The sequence below is a fragment of the Campylobacter concisus genome, from assembly GCF_002912425.1.
In the GTDB taxonomy this organism is placed as follows: Bacteria; Campylobacterota; Campylobacteria; order Campylobacterales; family Campylobacteraceae; genus Campylobacter_A; species Campylobacter_A concisus_AH.
The window spans coordinates 1-18963 of record NZ_POYR01000061.1; the positions used below are offsets into that span (position 1 = coordinate 1).

23 protein-coding genes, 1 other RNA gene and 1 pseudogene are annotated in these 18963 nt (G+C 38.8%); 15 read left to right on the forward strand and 10 right to left on the reverse strand.

Features of this window, described 5'->3' with window-relative positions; all coding sequences use genetic code 11:
- Positions 1-132: 132 nt before the first annotated feature.
- Entirely contained in the window at positions 133-324 is a 192-nt protein-coding gene (gene rpmI / locus CYP84_RS03605; protein ID WP_012000969.1) for a 50S ribosomal protein L35, read from the forward strand.
- 98 nt (positions 325-422) lie between these two features.
- Positions 423-779: a 50S ribosomal protein L20 gene (gene rplT / locus CYP84_RS03610; RefSeq protein ID WP_009295119.1), complete on the forward strand. Its 357-nt coding sequence runs from the start codon at positions 423-425 to the stop codon at positions 777-779.
- Between the two features lie 385 nt (positions 780-1164).
- Here the strand turns inward: rplT and dapF are convergent, their stop codons facing one another.
- Complete coding sequence (dapF, locus tag CYP84_RS03615) at positions 1165-1908, reverse strand: diaminopimelate epimerase (protein WP_103636705.1); 744 nt, start codon at positions 1906-1908, stop codon at positions 1165-1167.
- Positions 1909-1983: 75 nt separating this feature from the next.
- On the opposite strand from dapF, the gene CYP84_RS03620 reads away from it, so the two are divergent.
- Entirely contained in the window at positions 1984-2604 is a 621-nt protein-coding gene (locus tag CYP84_RS03620) for a DNA alkylation repair protein (RefSeq protein WP_103636706.1), read from the forward strand.
- On the opposite strand, the gene coaE is transcribed toward CYP84_RS03620, so the two are convergent.
- Positions 2594-3196 carry a dephospho-CoA kinase gene (gene coaE / locus CYP84_RS03625; RefSeq protein ID WP_103636707.1) on the reverse strand — a complete coding sequence of 201 codons (603 nt, stop codon included), beginning with the start codon at positions 3194-3196 and terminating at the stop codon, positions 2594-2596. The two genes, CYP84_RS03620 and coaE, sit on opposite strands and share 11 nt — an antisense overlap.
- Before the next feature lie 79 nt (positions 3197-3275).
- Between coaE and purM the strand changes: the two genes are divergently transcribed.
- Genes purM through CYP84_RS03635 form a run of 3 tightly spaced genes read left to right on the forward strand, consistent with a single transcriptional unit; the run spans position 3276 to position 4869 of the window.
- Positions 3276-4259 carry a phosphoribosylformylglycinamidine cyclo-ligase gene (gene purM, locus CYP84_RS03630; protein ID WP_103636708.1) on the forward strand — a complete coding sequence of 328 codons (984 nt, stop codon included), beginning with the start codon at positions 3276-3278 and terminating at the stop codon, positions 4257-4259.
- A 19-nt stretch (positions 4260-4278) separates the two neighbouring features.
- On the forward strand, positions 4279-4434 hold the full coding sequence (locus CYP84_RS10710) for a hypothetical protein (protein ID WP_180996373.1): 156 nt from the start codon (positions 4279-4281) through the stop codon (positions 4432-4434).
- Between the two features lie 15 nt (positions 4435-4449).
- A complete protein-coding gene (locus tag CYP84_RS03635) occupies positions 4450-4869 on the forward strand; it encodes an RDD family protein (RefSeq protein ID WP_103636709.1) in 420 nt (139 codons plus the stop codon).
- Positions 4870-4871: 2 nt separating this feature from the next.
- On the opposite strand, the gene CYP84_RS03640 is transcribed toward CYP84_RS03635, so the two are convergent.
- Both CYP84_RS03640 and CYP84_RS03645 read right to left on the reverse strand, forming a co-directional pair.
- A complete protein-coding gene (locus tag CYP84_RS03640; protein ID WP_258033887.1) occupies positions 4872-4997 on the reverse strand; it encodes a hypothetical protein in 126 nt (41 codons plus the stop codon).
- 235 nt (positions 4998-5232) lie between these two features.
- Complete coding sequence (locus CYP84_RS03645; RefSeq protein WP_103636710.1) at positions 5233-5667, reverse strand: hypothetical protein; 435 nt, start codon at positions 5665-5667, stop codon at positions 5233-5235.
- Positions 5668-5780: 113 nt separating this feature from the next.
- Here CYP84_RS03645 and ffs point away from each other — a divergent pair.
- An RNA gene (gene ffs / locus CYP84_RS03650) (signal recognition particle sRNA small type) lies at positions 5781-5878 on the forward strand.
- On the opposite strand, the gene CYP84_RS03655 is transcribed toward ffs, so the two are convergent.
- From CYP84_RS03655 to dnaA, 5 genes are all read right to left on the reverse strand, one after another.
- The gene (locus CYP84_RS03655) at positions 5865-7100 is read right to left on the reverse strand and encodes an HD domain-containing protein (RefSeq protein WP_021092473.1); all 1236 of its coding nucleotides are present in this window, start codon (positions 7098-7100) and stop codon (positions 5865-5867) included. The two genes, ffs and CYP84_RS03655, sit on opposite strands and share 14 nt — an antisense overlap.
- Positions 7100-7717, reverse strand: coding sequence for a preQ(1) synthase (gene queF, locus CYP84_RS03660; protein ID WP_009295129.1), 618 nt, complete (start codon positions 7715-7717; stop codon positions 7100-7102). Before queF ends, CYP84_RS03655 begins: the two co-directional genes overlap by 1 nt.
- Before the next feature lie 17 nt (positions 7718-7734).
- The gene (gyrB, locus tag CYP84_RS03665) at positions 7735-10044 is read right to left on the reverse strand and encodes a DNA topoisomerase (ATP-hydrolyzing) subunit B (protein WP_103581634.1); all 2310 of its coding nucleotides are present in this window, start codon (positions 10042-10044) and stop codon (positions 7735-7737) included.
- A gap of 17 nt (positions 10045-10061) precedes the next feature.
- On the reverse strand, positions 10062-11129 hold the full coding sequence (gene dnaN, locus CYP84_RS03670) for a DNA polymerase III subunit beta (protein ID WP_021088742.1): 1068 nt from the start codon (positions 11127-11129) through the stop codon (positions 10062-10064).
- 153 nt (positions 11130-11282) lie between these two features.
- Positions 11283-12593, reverse strand: coding sequence for a chromosomal replication initiator protein DnaA (gene dnaA, locus CYP84_RS03675; protein ID WP_002940543.1), 1311 nt, complete (start codon positions 12591-12593; stop codon positions 11283-11285).
- Positions 12594-12715: 122 nt separating this feature from the next.
- Between dnaA and ruvC the strand changes: the two genes are divergently transcribed.
- The 8 genes and pseudogenes from ruvC to CYP84_RS03710 all read left to right on the forward strand — a co-directional run bounded on the left by ruvC (position 12716) and on the right by CYP84_RS03710 (position 18223).
- Complete coding sequence (gene ruvC, locus CYP84_RS03680) at positions 12716-13195, forward strand: crossover junction endodeoxyribonuclease RuvC (RefSeq protein WP_087583362.1); 480 nt, start codon at positions 12716-12718, stop codon at positions 13193-13195.
- Positions 13196-13211: 16 nt separating this feature from the next.
- Positions 13212-13901, forward strand: a complete 690-nt coding sequence (locus CYP84_RS03685) for an MOSC domain-containing protein (protein WP_103636711.1) — start codon at positions 13212-13214, stop codon at positions 13899-13901.
- Between the two features lie 105 nt (positions 13902-14006).
- Positions 14007-14738: pseudogene (locus tag CYP84_RS11235) on the forward strand (cache domain-containing protein); the annotation flags it as partial.
- A 753-nt stretch (positions 14739-15491) separates the two neighbouring features.
- Positions 15492-15932, forward strand: a complete 441-nt coding sequence (locus tag CYP84_RS11240) for a methyl-accepting chemotaxis protein (RefSeq protein WP_430393506.1) — start codon at positions 15492-15494, stop codon at positions 15930-15932.
- 97 nt (positions 15933-16029) lie between these two features.
- Positions 16030-16545, forward strand: a complete 516-nt coding sequence (luxS, locus tag CYP84_RS03695) for an S-ribosylhomocysteine lyase (protein ID WP_087583359.1) — start codon at positions 16030-16032, stop codon at positions 16543-16545.
- A gap of 1 nt (position 16546) precedes the next feature.
- Positions 16547-17653, forward strand: a complete 1107-nt coding sequence (locus CYP84_RS03700) for a DNA adenine methylase (RefSeq protein WP_103636713.1) — start codon at positions 16547-16549, stop codon at positions 17651-17653.
- A 64-nt stretch (positions 17654-17717) separates the two neighbouring features.
- Positions 17718-17948 carry a hypothetical protein gene (locus tag CYP84_RS03705; RefSeq protein ID WP_021088739.1) on the forward strand — a complete coding sequence of 77 codons (231 nt, stop codon included), beginning with the start codon at positions 17718-17720 and terminating at the stop codon, positions 17946-17948.
- Entirely contained in the window at positions 17948-18223 is a 276-nt protein-coding gene (locus tag CYP84_RS03710) for a type II toxin-antitoxin system RelE/ParE family toxin (protein WP_103636714.1), read from the forward strand. The genes CYP84_RS03705 and CYP84_RS03710 overlap by 1 nt, the downstream gene beginning before the upstream one ends.
- Positions 18224-18267: 44 nt before the next feature.
- On the opposite strand, the gene thyX is transcribed toward CYP84_RS03710, so the two are convergent.
- Positions 18268-18894: an FAD-dependent thymidylate synthase gene (gene thyX / locus CYP84_RS03715; protein WP_103636715.1), complete on the reverse strand. Its 627-nt coding sequence runs from the start codon at positions 18892-18894 to the stop codon at positions 18268-18270.
- Between the last annotated feature and the right edge of the window lie 69 nt (positions 18895-18963).

Consider the following 18963-nt stretch of genomic DNA (forward strand, 5'->3'; position numbering starts at 1 on the left):
TTTTAAAACTTTTTTAAGTTAAATGTAAATTTATTGCAAATTTTGTCTAAGTGAAATTTAAATTTTCTAAAGGATTTTTCGCTATAATCCAAATCTTACGCACTTGCGTATAAAATTTCAAAAAGGATTAGCATGCCAAAGATGAAAACCGTTCGCGGTGCTGCTAAGCGCTTTAAAGTAGGTAAAAATAAGATAAAAAGAGGCTCTGCTTTTAGAAGCCATATCTTAACAAAAAAACCTAGTAAGCGTATGAGAGATTTGCGTGGCCCACAATACGTGGACAGCACAAATGTCCCAGCCGTTCGCAAAATGCTCGGCGTATAAGCAGCGTAGATTTAAGTTTTTGACAAAAAGTCATTCAAACTCCCCCAAATTTAGGGGCAAGACTCACTTTGTGAGCGCCAATTTGTAAAAGGATAAATATGGCAAGAGTAAAAACAGGCGTAGTTAGAAGAAGACGCCATAAGAAAGTTTTAAAGCTAGCACGTGGCTTTTTCAGTGCTAGACATAAACACTTTAGAAAAGCTAAAGAGCAACTAGAGAGAAGTTTAGTTTATGCATATCGCGACAGACGCCAGAAAAAACGTGATTTCAGACGTTTATGGATCGTTCGTATCAACGCAGCTTGCAGACTAAATGACATTAGCTATTCAAGATTTATCAACGGCTTAAATAAAGCTAACATAGAACTTGATAGAAAAATTTTAGCTGATCTAGCTATGAATGACGCGAAGGCATTTGCGGCACTTGCAAAACAAGCAAAAGATGCTTTGAAATAACACCTTTTCTCCGCTTCGGCGGAGATCTTCTTTTTTATACACTTAAAAATTTAATAACAAAATCTCTAAAAACTCTTTGTTTTAATTTACTACCCGCGACTTTTACAAACTACTAGCCAAATTTAACTACCAGCAGCCAAAGTAGCTAAATTTTGATACTCGTATCAAAGCAGTATTTCACCACTCCACTAAATAAAATTTCGGAGGAGATTTTACACCCCAACAAATTTCATATAAATTTATTCTTGAAATATTTAAGTAGCTAAAGTCTTAAATGGTTTGTATTTAAATTTTAATCAGTACCGCTGCAAATTTAGCGATATAAATTTGAAAATTTGCTTGTTCTGACTAACCCAAAGCAAGCGATAGAAACTTGCTCTAAAAGCTAAATTTCGATACTCGTATCAAAGCAGTGTTTCACCGCCCCGCTAAATAAGATTTTGCCGTTTTCAAGCCTAAGACCAAGCTCCTCGCCGCTTTTTGGATAGACTTTTAGGCATTGCGCTGCGTTTAAATTTAAAGTAGCGCCGTAAAAGCAAGCCGCCATGCCAGTGCCACAAGCTAGCGTCTCGTCCTCTACGCCCCTTTCGTAGGTTCTCACCTTTAAAACTCCGCCATCAAATTTGGCTAAATTCACATTTGCATTGTATTTTTGACGAAGCGCCCTGCACTCTTTGACGTCAAATTCATCTAAATTTTGTGTGAAATTTACAAGGTGTGGCACGCCAGTATCGTAAAAATACCAAGTTTTACCGTTTTCATTTTGTGGCTCGCTTAAAATTTTTGGACTTGTTAGCACGACCTCGACGCACTCATCTTTCACGCTTGCCATCACCTCGCCGCTGCCAGTTAGCAGAGCAAATTCGCTTGAACTAACAAGGCCGTTTAGATAGGCGTATCTAGCAGCCGCGCGCGAGCCGTTGCCACACATCGCAGCGTAGCTTCCGTCGCTGTTGTAAAACTCCCATTTCACGCCCTTTTCATAAGGCAAAAGTACGATCAGCCCGTCAGCTCCCACGCCGTTTGTTCGGCTACAAATCTGCCTTGCAAGCTCGCTTCTATCTTTGCTCAAAAATGTGTGAAATATGACAAAATCGTTGCCGCTAGCGTTATATTTTGAGACTTGCATGAGCCATCCTTTTATTTTTTGCTTGATTTTACTAAAATTTAGATAAGAGTTATTAGTGATTTTAAAGGAGCCACTTTGAAGAGCTACATCTTAAATTTAGAAAAAGAGCTTTCTTTGATAGAAAATGGCTTTAAAGAGCAAGAAAAAAGGGCTTTGGCTGACTATAAAGCAAAGGGAGCTGAGTACTGCAAAGAGCTTGCATACCTAGCATACGGCTCGAATGTCTATCAAGTGCGGATGTATGCGGTTTTTCTCTTTGGACACCTATCAGATAGCGAAGAAATTTTGACGTTTATGAGGGATGAAGTCTCAAAAGATGAAAACTGGAGGGTTCAAGAGGTGCTGGCAAAGGCGTTTGACGAGTTTTGTAAAAAAGTTGGCTACGAGCAGGCGCTTTTTGTCATTGATAACTGGCTAGAAAATGGCAATTCAAATGCAAAAAGAGCCGTAACAGAGGGGCTTAGGATATGGACAAATAGGCCATATTTTAAAGAGAACCCAGATGAGGCCATTAGGCGCCTAGCCAGTTTAAAAGAAGACGAGAGCGAGTATCTTAGAAAGTCGGTTGGCAATGCAATAAAAGATATAAGCAAGAAATTTCCAAATTTAGTAAAATCTGAGCTTGATAGCTGGGATTTGGATAGTAAAGAGGCCATGCAAACATATAAATTTGCTAGTAAATTTATCAAGAAATAGCGCAAATTTGCTTTAGAAATTTCTCTAACTCGAGCTGTAAATTCTCCCTGTCGCTGCTATTATCTATAACAAATTTTGCCATTTTTCGCTTTTGTTCGGTATCCATCTGAAGCTCTACTCTAGCTTTTGCCTCCTCTAAGCTTAGCCCATTTCGGCTCATTAGACGGCTTAGCAAAAGCTCTTTTGGCGCATAGATCACGGCTACATTCTTAAACTCAGCGTAACGCTCCTTTTTTTCAAAAAACAAAGGGATATCGACAAAATAAACCTGCCCCAATCGCTCAAGCTGCGAAGCTTTGAAAAAAATTTCAGCTTTTATCTTTGGATGTAAAATCTGCTCTAAATTTTTAAGCTTTTTTGGCTCGTTAAAGACGATGGCGCCCAGTTTTTTGCGATCTATCTTACCAGTCTCATCTAAAATTTGCTCGCCAAAAGCTTCTACTATCTCGCATTTGCAAATTTCAAGCTGTTCGTGGGCGATGAGGTCCGCATCGATCACACTAAAACCTTGCTCTTTTAGTAAATTTACAACCGTGCTTTTACCACTAGCGATCGAGCCTGTGATAACGTAGGCGTTTGGAAATTTCTGCAAACTCGCTCCATTTTTGAAAATTGATAACAATTTTAGCAACTTTTGGCTAAAGTTTTAAAAAATAACCAAAAGGGTGAAAATGATAAGTTATAAAGATGCCGGAGTCGATATAGATGCTGGAAATAGCTTTGTTGAGGCGATCAAGCCTTTTGTAAAATCTACGCAAACACCAAACGTCATAGGCGGCATCGGATCATTTTCAGGTGCGGTCAGACTGCCAAGCGGATATAAAAACCCAGCCATTTTAGGCGCGACCGATGGCGTTGGCACGAAGCTTCGTCTAGCTATCGACGCTAAGAAATTTGAGGGCGTTGGCGAGGATCTAGTCGCTATGTGCGTAAATGACCTCATCTGCAACTTCGCCACACCACTCTTTTTCCTCGACTACTACGCGACTGCAAAGCTTGAGATAGAGAGCGCCAAAGAGGTTGTAAAAAGCATCGCAAATGGCTGCAAAAAGGCGCAGTGCGCGCTGATCGGCGGTGAGACAGCCGAGATGCCGTCGATGTATGAAAAGGGCGACTTTGACCTTGCTGGATTTGCCGTGGGTATTGCCGAGGCTGACGAGATCGATAGGAGCAAATTTGTAAAATCTGGCGACGTTTTAGTCGCACTTCCAAGTAGCGGCCTGCACTCAAATGGCTTTTCGCTTGCAAGAAAAGTAGTAAGCGAGCTTGGGCTAAAATTTGACGAAAAAGTGGGTGATAAAAAACTTATCGACGTGCTTCTTGAGCCAACTAGAATTTACGTGAGCGACTTTTTAAACTTAAAAGATAAGATCACAGCGATGGCGCATATAACAGGTGGCGGCATAGTTGAAAACTTACCTCGAGTTTTTCCTGCTGGACTTGGTGCGAAGGTGCAAAAAAGCGCTATAAAAACGCCTGAAATTTTTAAAATCCTCGCGCAAAAAGTAGAAGAAAGCGAGATGATGAGGACATTTAACATGGGCGTTGGTATGATCCTTGTCGTGCCTAAAGAAAACGTTGATGCTGTCTTAGCAAATAGTGATGGCTACGTGATCGGCGAAGTGGTAAGTGGCAAAGGCGTTGAGCTAGTTTGATGCAAGAAAATAGCAAAAAATGCTTGCTAAGATCAAAAATCTTAGCATTTATATAGGCTGTTTTGGCGTGCTAAAAGGCGAGATAAAAAAGCTTGATCTTTATAGGTCTCACGCGCCTCTACTATGCTCTGCGTCACGCATAATAACGGCAAGAAATTTAGCCAAATTTTTATGAATATAGGAAAGTAACTTGGCAAAGCAAAAGGCAAAAATTGCACCGATCTGGGCTAGAGTAAAGGCCTTTATCATCGATCTTTTCATTATCGGCATGCCAATATTTTACATCAGCACATATCTCGTTCTTGGCGGTAAAGAGGCCTTTTTAAACAACCAGCTTGCCATCTTTGTGGTAAATAGCATCATCTCATTTATAATGTGCCTATTTTTTAGCATAAAGGCGCAAACTCCAGGCTACAAAGCACAAGAAATTTATCTCATAAATTTACAAACTGGCAAAAAACTAAGCCTTTTTCACGCGATCTTGCGTCAAATTTGCTTTGCATTTGCTGGCTTTAGCGTCATCGGACTTTGCCTTTGTTTTTTTAGAAAAGACAAACTAAATTTGCACGACATCATCACTCACTCAGCCGCCGTGCAAAAAGCAGCTTAAATTTACTTCGCACCGTGCCAAAGTAGGCGGTTTTTGCCTAGCTTTGTGTCGATACTCTCTTTTATGACCTGACAAATGTACTCTTTTGAAAGCCCTATATCTCTTGTCCTTTGCAGGGTAGCAAGCAAGCACCACTAAGAAGTTACAAAACGGGCTAATCTATGCTCTTAATTTTTTATCTTAGCAACAGCTTTATCACAAAATAATGCACATTTATCAATGTAAATTTAGCTTATGAAGTGTTATTTCGAATTTTGGTCATAAATCGCCTAAGCTAGCTAGATAAATAGAGAAAATCAAGGTAAAAAACGAGAAAATTTAGCTACAAGCCATGAAAAATTTTTGATTAAATTTGAGTGAAATTTAAGCACTTTGAGAGTAGAGTTTGACCTCGTTTATCAAAAACTCATAGACTCTTTGCTGCACTAAAATTTCCTCCTCGCAGCCACTCATCAAGCGGCGAAGGTGCGAAAAGTCTATCTTTTTAGCATATCTTTTGTGATCTTTCATATCTTTATCTATGCTTAAAAGAAGCGTGTCAAGCGTGATCCTGTCGCTTCTTTTGACCCTTGCGACGTACTCTCTAACGGTTTGGATTAAGAAGTCTTTTCTAGTCTGATCGTTTTCATAAATTTCACTTACGATGTCATTTAAAACGTCAAAATCATCCTCGTCTGGGTCAAATTTAGCCGAGATAATCGCGGCAAAAATTTTGGCACGAAACTCTAAAGACTTGTGATGATAGACAAAAAAATCTCTAAAGGCCGATAAAAAACGAAGTTTGATCTTTCCTGACATTGCCCTACTTTTGGTGAAATTTATGTGAGATTATATACTCTTAAAGCTAAATTTTTAAAAATGTAACTATAAAACTAAATTTAAGTATAGTTTTTGTATGATTGCGAAGCTCCTTCTTAGACCTGTGCAATGCTTTTTATGAGCACCGCTTCAGGGTGGGAACACAGCAGAGCACTTGTATTAAGTGTGTGCCGCAGTCATCTGAGAGGGGGTCTTTCTAAACCAAAATGCTCATTAAAATCATCGCAAATTTCTAAAAAATCCACTCCATCGATCTTAGGTTTTTCGCTAAAAAATTTATACATATTATTAAAACCATCGGTTAGCTCTTTTGACTTGACACCGTAGCTTATAGAAATTCCGGCTTCGATGTAGGCTGAGAGCTTGTCGCAGTATTTTAGCGCTTTGCCATCGATCGGGTTAAATTTATCCTCATTTACGTTCTCCATCGTCCCTTCGTGGCAGATGATCTTGCGCTCGTAAGTCCTATTTTCAAACTCATCTTTGATAAATTTCTCGCCATCTTTTCTGATACCAAGGATGTAGCTAAACTCATCTTTGATCTTTTCAGGTACAAATGGCAAAATCCTCTCATCAATAAGCCTCATCTCATACTCGCTGATGATCTCATTTAGCCCCTTTACGCCGTATTTTACAGGGCTTATGATATCCCTTGTAAGGCTCTCTGGCAGGTCGTGAAATAGTGCGCAAAAGAAGTTATTTTCTAGCCGTTTTTTGCAAGCTTTTGCTTTTAGTGAGTAAAAGTAGCTAAGTATCGCAACAACTAGCATGTGTCCTAAGACCGCAGTTTCAGGGATGCGAGGCGTTTGTGCCCAGCGCTTTTGAAACCTTAGCCTGCCACTTAGATCTACAAGGCGGGCTAATTTTTGATTCATAGCGATCTTTCTAACGCCAATCAGCTCGTAATAATCCTCCATCTCCTCCTCGACCTTGGCCTTAAGCTCGTCGATATCGCTTAAAAACTGGCTCGTTTGATAGACGATAGAAAATTCCCACCTCGTGGCAAGATAGCTCGCCGCTTTTAGTATAAGGCGCTCTTTTTCGTGAGTTTTGTCGTTTTTATAGTGGTTTTTAAACCTCTCCAAAAACTCGCCGTCCTCGATATCTGAGATGAGCGTCTCAAGGTTGCTTAAAACCCAGCTATTTATCTGCTCTTTTTTCGTCTTTTGGATGTGGTGAAAGACGTCAGGGCGTATGTCTGTGACTACGACCCTGCTTAAAAACTCGAAAATTCCAGCCTCGATGATGTAGTTCATATCGGCATTTTGCTCTTGTTTTGCTATGAAATAAGCGATGATAAATTTATGAGCCTGTTTGTCAAGCTCGACTAAATTTGTCATCTTTGGATAGTCGTTCCAACGTGATATAGATGCTGCTTTAAAGATATGTTCTATAAGCTTAGCACTTATCATTATTTATCCTTTTTGACTACTTTTGGCTTCTTATCATCAGCGTAACTTATCTTTCTAAAGCCCTCTTTATTTGAGCTTCTTCTTGGCTTGTCATCTTTTTTAAATTTATCATCTCTGCTGCCCCTGCTGCTAGCACGATCGCTTGTGCTGCGTCTCTCACGCGGCTTGTCGCTAAAGCTTCTCTCCCTACTTCTTGGAGCGTATTCTTTCTCTTCAGCTGGCTTTTTTACCACTAGATCAGAGCTGATCTCGATAACTGTATGGACGTTTCCACGTGGATTAAAGTCACCAACTATCTTCATAAATTTAGGCTCAAGTTTTTTCTCTAAAACAGAGTAAATTTCATTTATACTATCTTCGTGGCTGATGTTGCGGTTCATAAAGCTATTTATATAAAGCTTTATCGCTTTTAGCTCGACAACTAGCTTGTTTGGGATGTACTCAAGGTATATGGTCGCAAAGTCAGGATAACCAGAGCGAGGGCAAAGGCAGCAAAACTCAGGCAGAGTGATCTTTATGACATAGTCCCTTGTTTGCTTATTTTCCCAGACCTCAAGGTCACTCTCTACGTCAAATTCTTTTAAAATTTTCTCGCCATACTTCATCTCTTCGCTCATTTTTTATCCTTTTTCTTTTAAATATCCAAGTGTTTAACGTCTTTTGCGTGATCTTGGATGTAGTTTCTTCTTGGCTCGACCTCATCGCCCATGAAGAGATTAAACGTATCAGAAGCGCTTATAGCGTCGTTTATATCAATCTTTAAAAGTCTTCTGTTCTCAGGGTTCATCGTAGTCTCCCAAAGCTGCTCAGGGTTCATCTCACCAAGACCTTTGTAGCGCTGGATATATGCACCTTTTTTCGCATTTTTCTCTACTTCATCAAGCACGTCTATAACGTCACTATGCAAGTCTAGGCCGCGCTCTTTTATCTTTTGGCTGATGTAAAGCGCCTCTTCATAGAGTGGATTTGTAAATAAATTTTCATTTACCACAAGCTCTTCTAGGCCACTTTCAGTTTGGACATAAATTCTAACCTCATCTTCGCTAACGTAGTGGTTTAGGATGTTGTGACCCTCAGCTTTTAAGAAGTCTCTTAAAATTTCAAAAATTTCATTGTAGCTTTTTGAGACGATGTCTGGATTTTCTATCATATAGCGGATCGCTGAAAGGACGTTAAAGCGTTTTTCAAGCTCTTTTAAGACGCTTCTATAAGCTGCAACGATCTTTAAAAAGTCAATCAAATCCGCACTACCAATGCCCTCTATATCAACGCCCTCGATGCCAGTTTCGATAAGAAATTCGTTTAGTGCCTTTTCATCTTTTAGATAAATTTCTTTTTTGCCTTTTTTATAGCGGTAAAGTGGCGGCTGAGCTAGGTAGATGTGGCCGTTTTCTACAACTTTATTTAAAAATCTAAAGAAGAATGTTAAAAGTAGCGTCTGGATGTGGCTACCATCGACGTCAGCATCGGTCATGATGATGATCTTATGATATCTAAGCTTTTCAGCGTCAAATTCATCTCCAATACCGCAACCTAGCGCTGTTATCATATTTTTTATCTCATCAGACTTTAAAATTTTATCCAGTCTTGCCTTTTCAACGTTTAGAATTTTACCCTTAAGCGGCAATATCGCTTGAAAAACTCTATCACGTCCTTGCTTTGCTGAACCGCCCGCAGAGTCGCCCTCCACTAGGTATAGCTCGCTAATTACTGGGTCTTTACTCTGACAATCAGCTAATTTGCCAGGTAGTGTGCCTACGCTCATGCTCTCTTTTTTGCGAGTTAGATCCCTAGCTTTTTTAGCGGCCTCGCGACCACGAGCTGCCATTAGAGCTTTATCCATTATCGCTCTTGCTTCGATAGGATTTTCTTCAAAATACTTTGTAAGCACGTCAAAAACCATCTTTTGAACGATAGGTTTTACATAGCTTGAGCCTAGTTTGCCCTTTGTTTGTCCCTCAAACTGCGGCTCTGGCACCTTTACGCTCACAACTGCGATAAGTCCCTCGCGGATATCTTCGCCAGTTATCTTTGTATCTTTTTCACGTGCAGCAGCATTTGCTTGAACGTAGTTTGTGATAACTCTTGTAAGGCCCGCTCTAAAGCCAGCCTCGTGCGTACCGCCATCTGGAGTTTTGATGTTATTTACAAAGCTTAGTAAATTTTCACTATAAGTGTCGTTGTAAAGCAGTGCAAAATCAACCATAACGTCATCTTCGCCGCCGCTAAATGAGACTGCTTTGCTAACAGCATTTGCCTTGTTCATATCAGTTACAAAGCTCTCAAGTCCGCCCTCAAAATGAAAGCTCTCGCTTCTGCCATTTCTTTGATCTTTGAAATTTATAGTTATCTTTGGGTTTAGATAGGCTAGCTCGCGAAATCTTTTTACTAAAATTTCATCGTCAAATTCAGTCACTTCAAATATACTATCATCTGGCCAAAACTCGACTTGCGTGCCTGTGCGGTTTGTAGTTTTTATCACTTCAAGATCGCTTTGAGGGATACCTTTTGCAAATTCTTGTCTGTGAAGCTTGCCATCGCGTTTGATATTTACGACTAGCTTTTTAGAAAGGGCATTTACGACAGATACACCAACGCCGTGAAGACCGCCAGAGACCTTATAAGTGTCCTTGTCAAATTTACCACCAGCGTGAAGCACAGTTAGAACAACAGTCGCAGCTGAAATTTTCTCAGTTGGGTGCATATCTACTGGGATACCACGGCCATTATCGCTAATGATCGCTGAGCCCTCACGTGTAAGCTCAACATCTATCGTATCGCAGTATCCTGCCATCGCTTCGTCGATAGAGTTATCAACGACTTCGTAGATCATATGGTGAAGACCGCTTATGTTAGTATCGCCTATATACATGCCTGGGCGCTTCCTGACCGCCTCAAGCCCTTTTAGTACTTTAATATTTTCTGCGCCGTAATTATTTTCCATCATAAACCTTTTTTAACTTATATATTTAATGGACTTATAACCGTTAAAAGCTCTTTTGAGCTAACAACGAAAGGTAAATTTTTATCTTTAAATCCAAACTCAAATTTCTCATCTTCTATGCTTTGTAAGAAGTCTATTAAATTTCTATTTTTTACATTTATGCTGATATCTTCTTCAAGTCCTGTTTGAAACTCTATCATCGTTTTGGCTTCAGAGTTGTCCTCTATGATGCTCTCAAATGTGATGCTCTCTTTTGAAAAAGTTATCTTCATCTGATCGCTTAGCATAGAAATAGTCTTTATACCCTCAACCATCTTATCTCTGCTTAGCTCAAATCTTATAGCGATATCTTTTGGTATAACGCGCTCATAGTCAGGGAATTTGCCGTTTATCAGCTTTGTGAAAAACTCAAAATTTTGGCTTTGAGCGATGAGGACGTTTTCGTCATAGTAAATTTCTATCTTGTCGAAAAATAGCTTTTGAATTTCATTTATCGCTTTTTTAGGGATGATTAGCGAAAATTCATTGCTCGCTTCATTTGCAAATTTAAATACAGCTAGCCTTTTTGTATCAGTACCTACTATATTTATATAGTTTTGTTTTATATCTAGCAAAGCACCGTTTAGCTCAAATTTAGGGTTGTTGCTATCGATGCATGGCAAAATTTTCTTTAAGCTTCTGCCTAGCATTATGGCGTCTATGTCAAATTTAGCCTTACCTTCTATCGTTGGAAACTCTGGGAAGTCTTCAAATTTATACATAGGAAGTTTGTATTTTGAGTTTTTTTGCTTGATGTAAAGATAGTTATTAACAGTTTCAAGCGTTACTTCTTCATCTTTTAGGCTTTTGATGATGTCAAGTAGCTTTTTGCCATTTGCTGTTGCATAGCCCTCATCAACGATCTTTGCGTTGCTTAGTTTATATGCTAGTCCTATCTCGTGATCAGTCGCTTTTATGTTTAAAACTCCATCTTTTGCAGAGATATAGATGTGAGATGTTATAGCACTAAGATCTCTTTTTTCGAGATATGGATTAGTGTTTGTTACTATGCTCTCAAGCATGTTTTTGTTTATTAAAACCTTCATTAAATACTCCCTCTTATTTTTAATTTTCTTTTTGTTGTATTAGTTGGTAGCGTGAAAGTGTGAAAATCATCTTTTCTCACGCCAGCATCGTTATTTAAAATGTGAAAAGAATTTTTCATTTCTTCACATTTATTCACGAATTTCATTCTGTTTTTATCCTTTTGTTAAAATTTTGTTCTTTATCTCAGTCACTCTGAGGTTGAAAATTTCGTTGCTCTCCATGAGCTCGTTTATCTTTTTTATATTGTGACTAACGGCGCTATGGTCTTTCATACCAAAATAGTTTGCGATTTGTGGCATTGAATTTGTAGTGAGCATCTTTGCAAGGTAGATGATGATGCGTCTAGCCTCGACGATGTTTTGCACTCTTGACTTGCTTTTTATGTCGCTTGGCTTGATATTTAGCTCTTTGCTCACGATCTCTATAATGGTCTCTAAATTTATATTTTCATGTTTTTCTTTGATGAGATCTTTTAGCGTGTTTTTAGCAAATTCAAGCGTTATCTCAACTCTCATCAAGCTTGCATAGGCGTTTAAATTTATGATAGCACCCTCGATTTCACGGATATTATCGCCCATGTTTGTAGCGATGTAGTCGATCACTTCTTTGTTTAGATAAATTTTGTCAAATTCACATTTTTTGATGATGATGGCTATCTTTGTATCAAGCTCAGGCGGTGTAATATCAGCCATTATGCTCTGTTCAAATCTCGACTTTAGCCTCTCATCAAAGCCTTTTAGTATCTTTGCAGGGCGGTCTGAGGTCATGACGATCTGACCTTTTTTGGCGATGAGCTCGTTAAAGGTGTTGAAAAACTCCTCTTGAATTTTATCGGTTTTACCTAAAAACTGCACGTCGTCTATTAGTAAAACGTCGCAGTTTCGGTATTTCTCACGAAATTTAGTCATCGAGTGGCTATTTAGATGCGTGGTAAAATCAATCATAAACTGATCGCTTGTGACGCAGATGACAACCTTACCTTGATCTAGGCAGTAGTTGCCAACTGATTGAAGCAAGTGCGTCTTTCCAAGGCCGGTTGTGCCATAGATAAAAAGTGGGTTGTAAAGCACGCCAGGCTTGTCCGCGACTGCTTTTGCGTTTAAAAATGCAAACTGATTTGAGTCGCCGCAGACAAAATTTTCAAATGTATATCCAGGGTTTAAAATGCTGCTTTGCGCCTTGATCTGCTTTACATTTACTTGGTTTTGCTTTATGTTTTTTAGCTTTGTTTGGCTAGTTATCTCGACTTCTGGCTTTTTGCCGGTTTTTACTTCGTAAAGGTAGGCGATCTTTTCAGCGTATCTAGTTTTTATAAATTTAGCCATCAACTCACTCGTGGCGTTAAAAACTATAAAATCTTCGTTTGAAGCCTTTTCGTTAAATTTTAATTGTTTGATGTAGCAGTCAAATTCATTAGCTGATATTTTTGTCTGTAAAAGCTCTAAAATCTCGTCTGCTAGCAAATTTAAACCCTTTTGAAGTAATTAATTTTATTAGCGATTTTATCTTAAATTTAATAAAACCTTTGTTAAACTCCGACAAACTTTTTCACGCCGTGAAAAAGTCGTGAAAAAGTATTGAAAAGATTGTGATGAAAATTTTAGGAATCGATCCAGGTACGAAAAATTGCGGTTACGCGATACTTGAAAAGAGCAAATTTAAAACCATACTTCTTGAAGCTGGGCTTATAAAGATAAAGCCAAACACGCTTCAATACCAAATAACAGAGCTTTGCGAGGGGCTTGATCTCATCTTTAAAAACCATAAATTTGACGAGGTTGCGATAGAGGACATCTTCTTTGCCTACAACCCAAAAACGGTCTTAAAACTCGCTCAGTTTCGCGGGGCACTTAGTCTTAAAATTTTGCAGCTTCATGGGGACTTTGCCGAATATACGCCGCTTCAAGTAAAAAAAACAGTCACTGGCAAGGCAAAGGCTGACAAAGAGCAGGTGGCATTTATGGTAAAAAAAATTTTAGGTATAAATAAAGAGATAAAACCGCTTGATATCACCGATGCGATCGCTATTGCGCTAACTCACGCGAATAATTTAAGAATAAACTAAATTTGATAGGAAAAATATGGCAACACTAAAAGCTTTACTAATCGGAGATGTGAAAAACTACGGCTCGAAAAATGCGACTGATAAGCTAAATTTACCTTGGAGCTCGGCTATTTTTAAAGTAGCTCAAAATGGCGAAATTTTCGCAAATGAGCTTGGCTTTGAGGGCGATAGCGTCGCTGATACGAAGCATCACGGCGGCCCTGAAAAGGCAGTCTTTGCAAATTCATTTGCAAACTATGCCGAGTGGGAGAAATTTTTAGGATTAAAAAATATGGCTTATGGGGCGATGGGGGAGAATTTGTGCGTTGATGGGCTTGATGAGAGCTGCGTCTATGTGGGCGATATCCATAAGATTGGCTCACTTGTGCTTCAAGTCTCGCAGCCTAGAAAGCCATGCTTTAAGCTCTCAAAAAGATGGGGCAATGAAAATATGGCAACTCACATCTTCAAAACAGGCCTTACTGGCTGGTACTACCGCGTTCTTACGCCAGGCTCGTGCAAGGCAGGCGACGCGATAGAGGTTATAGAAAGTGACCCAGTTCATATGAGCATTTTAGAGATAAACAGGCTCTTTTACGCACCAAGTGAAAATTTAAATTTACTAGAGAAATTTAACGCCCTCACCACTCTTACAAATGGCTGGCATGATGATATGAAAAGACGTATCGAGGGAATTTATAGCACCGAATTTATGAGAACACTATAAACATTTATACTTTTGCTCCGATTTTGTTTTACAAATGAATTTCAAACAAAATTTAAAGGAGCAGAGGTGTTTCGTTCTATCACAAATAAGATAGCACTCGCCTTGATGATCTTACTCATCATTTCGTTTTGCGCTATCTCGGCGGTTAGTTATTTTACTTCAAAGGACAAGATCGTTGAGCTTGTCAGTGGCAAAGAGGATCAAGTCCTTAAAGATATAAAGAGTGTTGCAAACACTTTTTTTGATGAAAATTTAGAGTACGTCAAGAAAATTTCATCAGCAGTTGAAGGCGCTCAAAGTGGCGATGAGATAATGAACTTTGTCTTATTAGAAAAAAAGGTCGCAAACTCTGCGGTGAAATATGTCTATTACGGCGATGAGGATGGACACTTCTTTCAGTCAGATGGTAAAAGAACAACCGTAGCTGATAACTACGACCCAAGAACTAGAGGCTGGTATAAGAGCACAAAAGAGAAAAATAAAGAAATTTATACCGAGCCAAGGGTCACTTCTACAAATGATCTTGTTGTAAGTTTCACCGCTCCAGTTACTAAAAATGGTAAATTTGTTGGCGTTGCTGGTATAGATGTGGATGTAAAGAAAGTTAGCGACAAGATCATCGAGATAGGCAACACTGGCGATGGTGGATATGCTTATGTGATGAGAAAAGATGGCACTATGCTCTTTTCTGACGTATCTTCAGAGGTTGGTACTATCTTGCCAGCTACAAAGGTCGTCTCAGAAAAATATAACAATAAAGAATTTGACGAAAATGGTCTGATCTCATATAAAAACTCTAAAAACCAAGATGTAACGGCTAAAATTTTACCTATCAACGATGATGGCTGGCTTGCAACCGTCGCCATAGGTGCGGATACCTTTTCAAACCACACTATGCCTATCTTAAAAGCTCAGCTAATGCTTGCAGTGCTCTTTATAGTCATACTCTCAGCTATTGTTTTCGTGCTACTAAAACGCTCGCTTAAGCCTATCAGCGTTATCCAAGAGAAGCTTTCTGATACCTTTAAATTTATCACTTATGAGAGCAGCACTGCCCCAAGCAAGCTAGACATCCACACGACTGATGAATTTGGCGTGATGAGTGAAGAGATAAATAAAAACATAGACAAAGTCATAGCTGGCATCAAAAAAGATAACACCATGCTTGAAGAGCTAAACGTAGCTGCAAATAATATGATAAGAGGAAATTTAGGCGTCAAACTAAGTGAAAATCCAAACAACCCATCACTTATCAAGCTAAAAGATCTGCTAAATACCTTCTTTAGCTCTATCAGTCAAAATTTAGGCAGCGTCATAAATATCTTAAAAGCCTACTCAAATAACGACTACACCGCTAAGATCGAGCTAAGAGATGACATAGAGGCTGATCTAAAAGCTATGATGGTTGGCATAAATAACGCAGGTGACGCTATAAGTGCTATGCTAAATAGCAACCTAAATCAAGCTCAAATTTTAGAAGAAAAAGCAACGATGCTTGCTGAGTCTATGAGAAATTTAACTGATGGTGCGAGCAAACAAGCTGACTCTATCCAAGAGAGCGCGGCTGCGGTTGAGCAGATGAGTAGCTCTATGAATGCCATCTCACAAAAGACAGGGGACGTCATAAGACAAAGCGATGAGATCAAAAATATCATCGTCATCATCCGTGACATCGCTGATCAGACAAATTTACTTGCTCTAAATGCTGCCATAGAAGCGGCTCGTGCAGGTGAGCATGGACGTGGCTTTGCGGTTGTGGCTGATGAGGTTAGAAAACTAGCTGAAAGGACACAAAAAAGTCTAGGCGAGATCGAGGCAAATACAAATGTATTGGCTCAATCAATCAACGAGATGAGTGAGAGCATAAAAGAGCAGGCTGAGGGCATAAATATGATAAATAGAAGTGTCGCTCAGATAGATAACGTCACAAAAGAAAATAGAAGCGTTGTTAGTAACACAAATGAAGTAACTAGCGAGATAGATGGCATGGCAAAGGTCATACTAACAGACGTTAGAAAAAATAAATTTTAATACCCAAAAATACTACTAGGCTCATGTAAATTTACGTGGGCCTTTAAATTTTAAATCTTTTTTACGCTAAAATTACCAAAAATTTAAAGGAGAATATATGCCACTACTTGATAGTTTTTGCGTAGATCATGTGAAGATGAAAGCCCCAGGAGTTAGACTAGCAAAGAGTATGAAGACCCCAAAGGGCGATGATATCAGCGTTTTTGACTTGAGATTTTGCAAGCCAAATGAGGAAATTTTGCCAGAAAAAGGCACTCACACTTTAGAGCACCTATTTGCTGGCTTTATGAGAAACCATTTAAACGGCAACGGCGTTGAGATCATAGACATCTCGCCGATGGGTTGCAGGACGGGCTTTTATATGAGTGTGATCGGCACACCTAGCGAAGAAGCTGTAAAAAAGGCATGGCTAGCCTCTATGAAGGACATCTTAGAAGTCAAAGATCAAGATAATATCCCAGAGCTAAATAAATTTCAATGTGGCACTTACAAGATGCACTCACTTGATGAGGCGCACGCCATAGCAAAGAAAATTCTAGATCATGGTCTAGTCATCATAAACAACGATGAGATCAAGCTTGACGTTGATGCTATGGGACTAAAAAAGCACTGATTTGAAACCAGCTAGACAAGAAAATCAAGCCTATCTAAAAGAGCAAATTTTAACCTATCTTGGTAACAAACGCTCTCTTTTAGGCTTTATCGAGCGAGGCGTAAAATACGCAAAAGACGAGCTTAAAAAAGAGAAGCTTAGCTGCTGCGATCTCTTTAGCGGAAGCGGCGTGGTGGCTAGGTTTTTAAAACAAAATAGCGAATTTATAGTCGCAAACGACTTGGAGCTTTATAGCTTCATCACAAACTCATGCTACCTACAAAACGCCACAAATGAGCTAAGAGATGAGATAAATTTCTGGCAAATGAGACTTGAAGAAGAGATAAAAAATAGCCTTCATGAGGGCTTTATAACAAGGCTTTATGCCCCGCAAGATGATGAAAATATCGCATTTGGCGAGCGGGTCTTTTACACAAGGAAAAATGCCAAATTTATTGATACCGCAAGAAGGCTCATAGATGAGATATTGCCAGAGGAGATGAGAAAATTTTTCATAGCTCCACTACTTTATAACGCAAGCGTGCATGCAAATACGAGTGGAATTTTTAAAGGTTTTCATAAAAATAAAGAGGGCATCGGTCAGTTTGGTGGCAGGGGGCAAAATGCCATCTCAAGGATCACCTCTGATATAAATTTGACTAAGCCAATTTTTTCAAATTTTAGCGTGCCATTTGAGGTCTATCAAAAGGATGCAAATTTACTGGCAAAAGAGCTTGATGGGCTTGATCTAGTCTATCTTGACCCACCTTATAACCAGCATCCATACGGCTCAAACTACTTCATGCTAAATCTCATCGCAAGCTATGAGGAGCCAAGTAAAATTTCAAAAGTTTCAGGCATCGCAAAGGACTGGAACAGGTCAGTTTTTAATAAAAAGTCATCAGCAAGCGAGGCATTTTTCGAGCTCATAGCAAATTTAAAGGCGAAATTTGTGCTTATCTCGTTTAACTCAGAGGGCTTTATCAATCAAGATGAATTTGATAAAAATCTAAATAAAATGGGCAAAGTTCAACTACTGCGCCAAAAGTATAACGCCTACCGCGGCAGCAGAAATTTAAAAGCTAGAAACATCCACGTAGACGAGCTTCTTTACGTTTTGAAAAAGTAAATTTAGACAAAAACACAATAAAACAAAAAATGATATAATCCCTAAAAAAACAAAAAGGCATACTATGCAAACAATAACAATAATAGGCGATAATATCAGTCAAAAGGCTATTGAGGCATTTAAAGCGATGGCACAAGCTATGGATCCAAAATATAAAATCAAGTATGTCAATAGTTCAAAAGAGCAAGAGATACCGACAGAGCAGACATTGCTTGATTTAAAAAACGCAAAAAGTGTTGGGTTTTACAAAAATCATGATGACTTGATCAATGAAATAAAACAAGAAAATCATTGATGAGAGTTTTAGAAATTTTTAGCACTTACAAAAAGGATTTGAAGTTAGTTTTAAAGCAAGGATGGGATGAAAAAGCGATTTCAAAGGTGGTTTTTCAACTACAAAATGATGAAAAATTAGCTGATGATTTAAAAGATCATCAGCTTACTGGAAGCTTAAAAGATTTTAGAGAGTGCCACGTTTTTGGAGATTTGGTAATAATCTATCAAAGAGATGATAAAATTTTAAAGCTTTTTAAAATAGGCAGACACCAAGATATTTTTAAAAGATATTAGAACACTTTTTAAATTTATACTTTGGTGATGTTTTACACTTAATTTTAACCCTCATCTTCTGGCAAACACTTTTCAAAGATAAATTTATGCTCATTTGGCAGGGCATTGTAGATAGCATTTGCTAAATTTCTTATCTCCCAAAGGGCTGATTTTGAACTTCTTAGAGAGATGAAATTTTGCAAGCTTCTAGCGTTTATGCTCCATGTAAGCTCGGTTTTATAGCATTCTGGCAGGCAGTATTTGACGATGTCTAGACTCTTTGTAGTTGAGGCTAAAATTTCACGTAAGTTTTCAAGTGCTTTTATGCTTGCGTTATCGACCACTTCGTCATTTGTTAGCACGATAAATTTAGCCGCTCTTTCAAACTGCCCTACTTCAAATTTCTCCTCTTTTTTTAGCTCTTTTAGCGTGTAGCGGGTTGATTTGACGCTTAGGCTCGCTATGCGGTGGCGGGCCAGCTCTTGAAGTAGCGCACGCGAGATGCCTTGGATATAGAAGTTATAGTATAGGTGCTCTAGCGTTGATGCGTGTTTAAATTTATTACCCACTCTATCTATCAGTTCGACGTCTTTTTCGCCGCCATTGTCGCCTTTGTCAAAGCTTTGCCAGCATGTGCGGATCGCGTGAGAGCAGATATTTAGTGGGGTGTGATTTAGAAGTGTTACTTGCATATTTTCTCTTTTTGTGAAATTTTTTAGCATTTTACAAAAAGAAGGCTGATTTTATTTGTAAATTTAAAA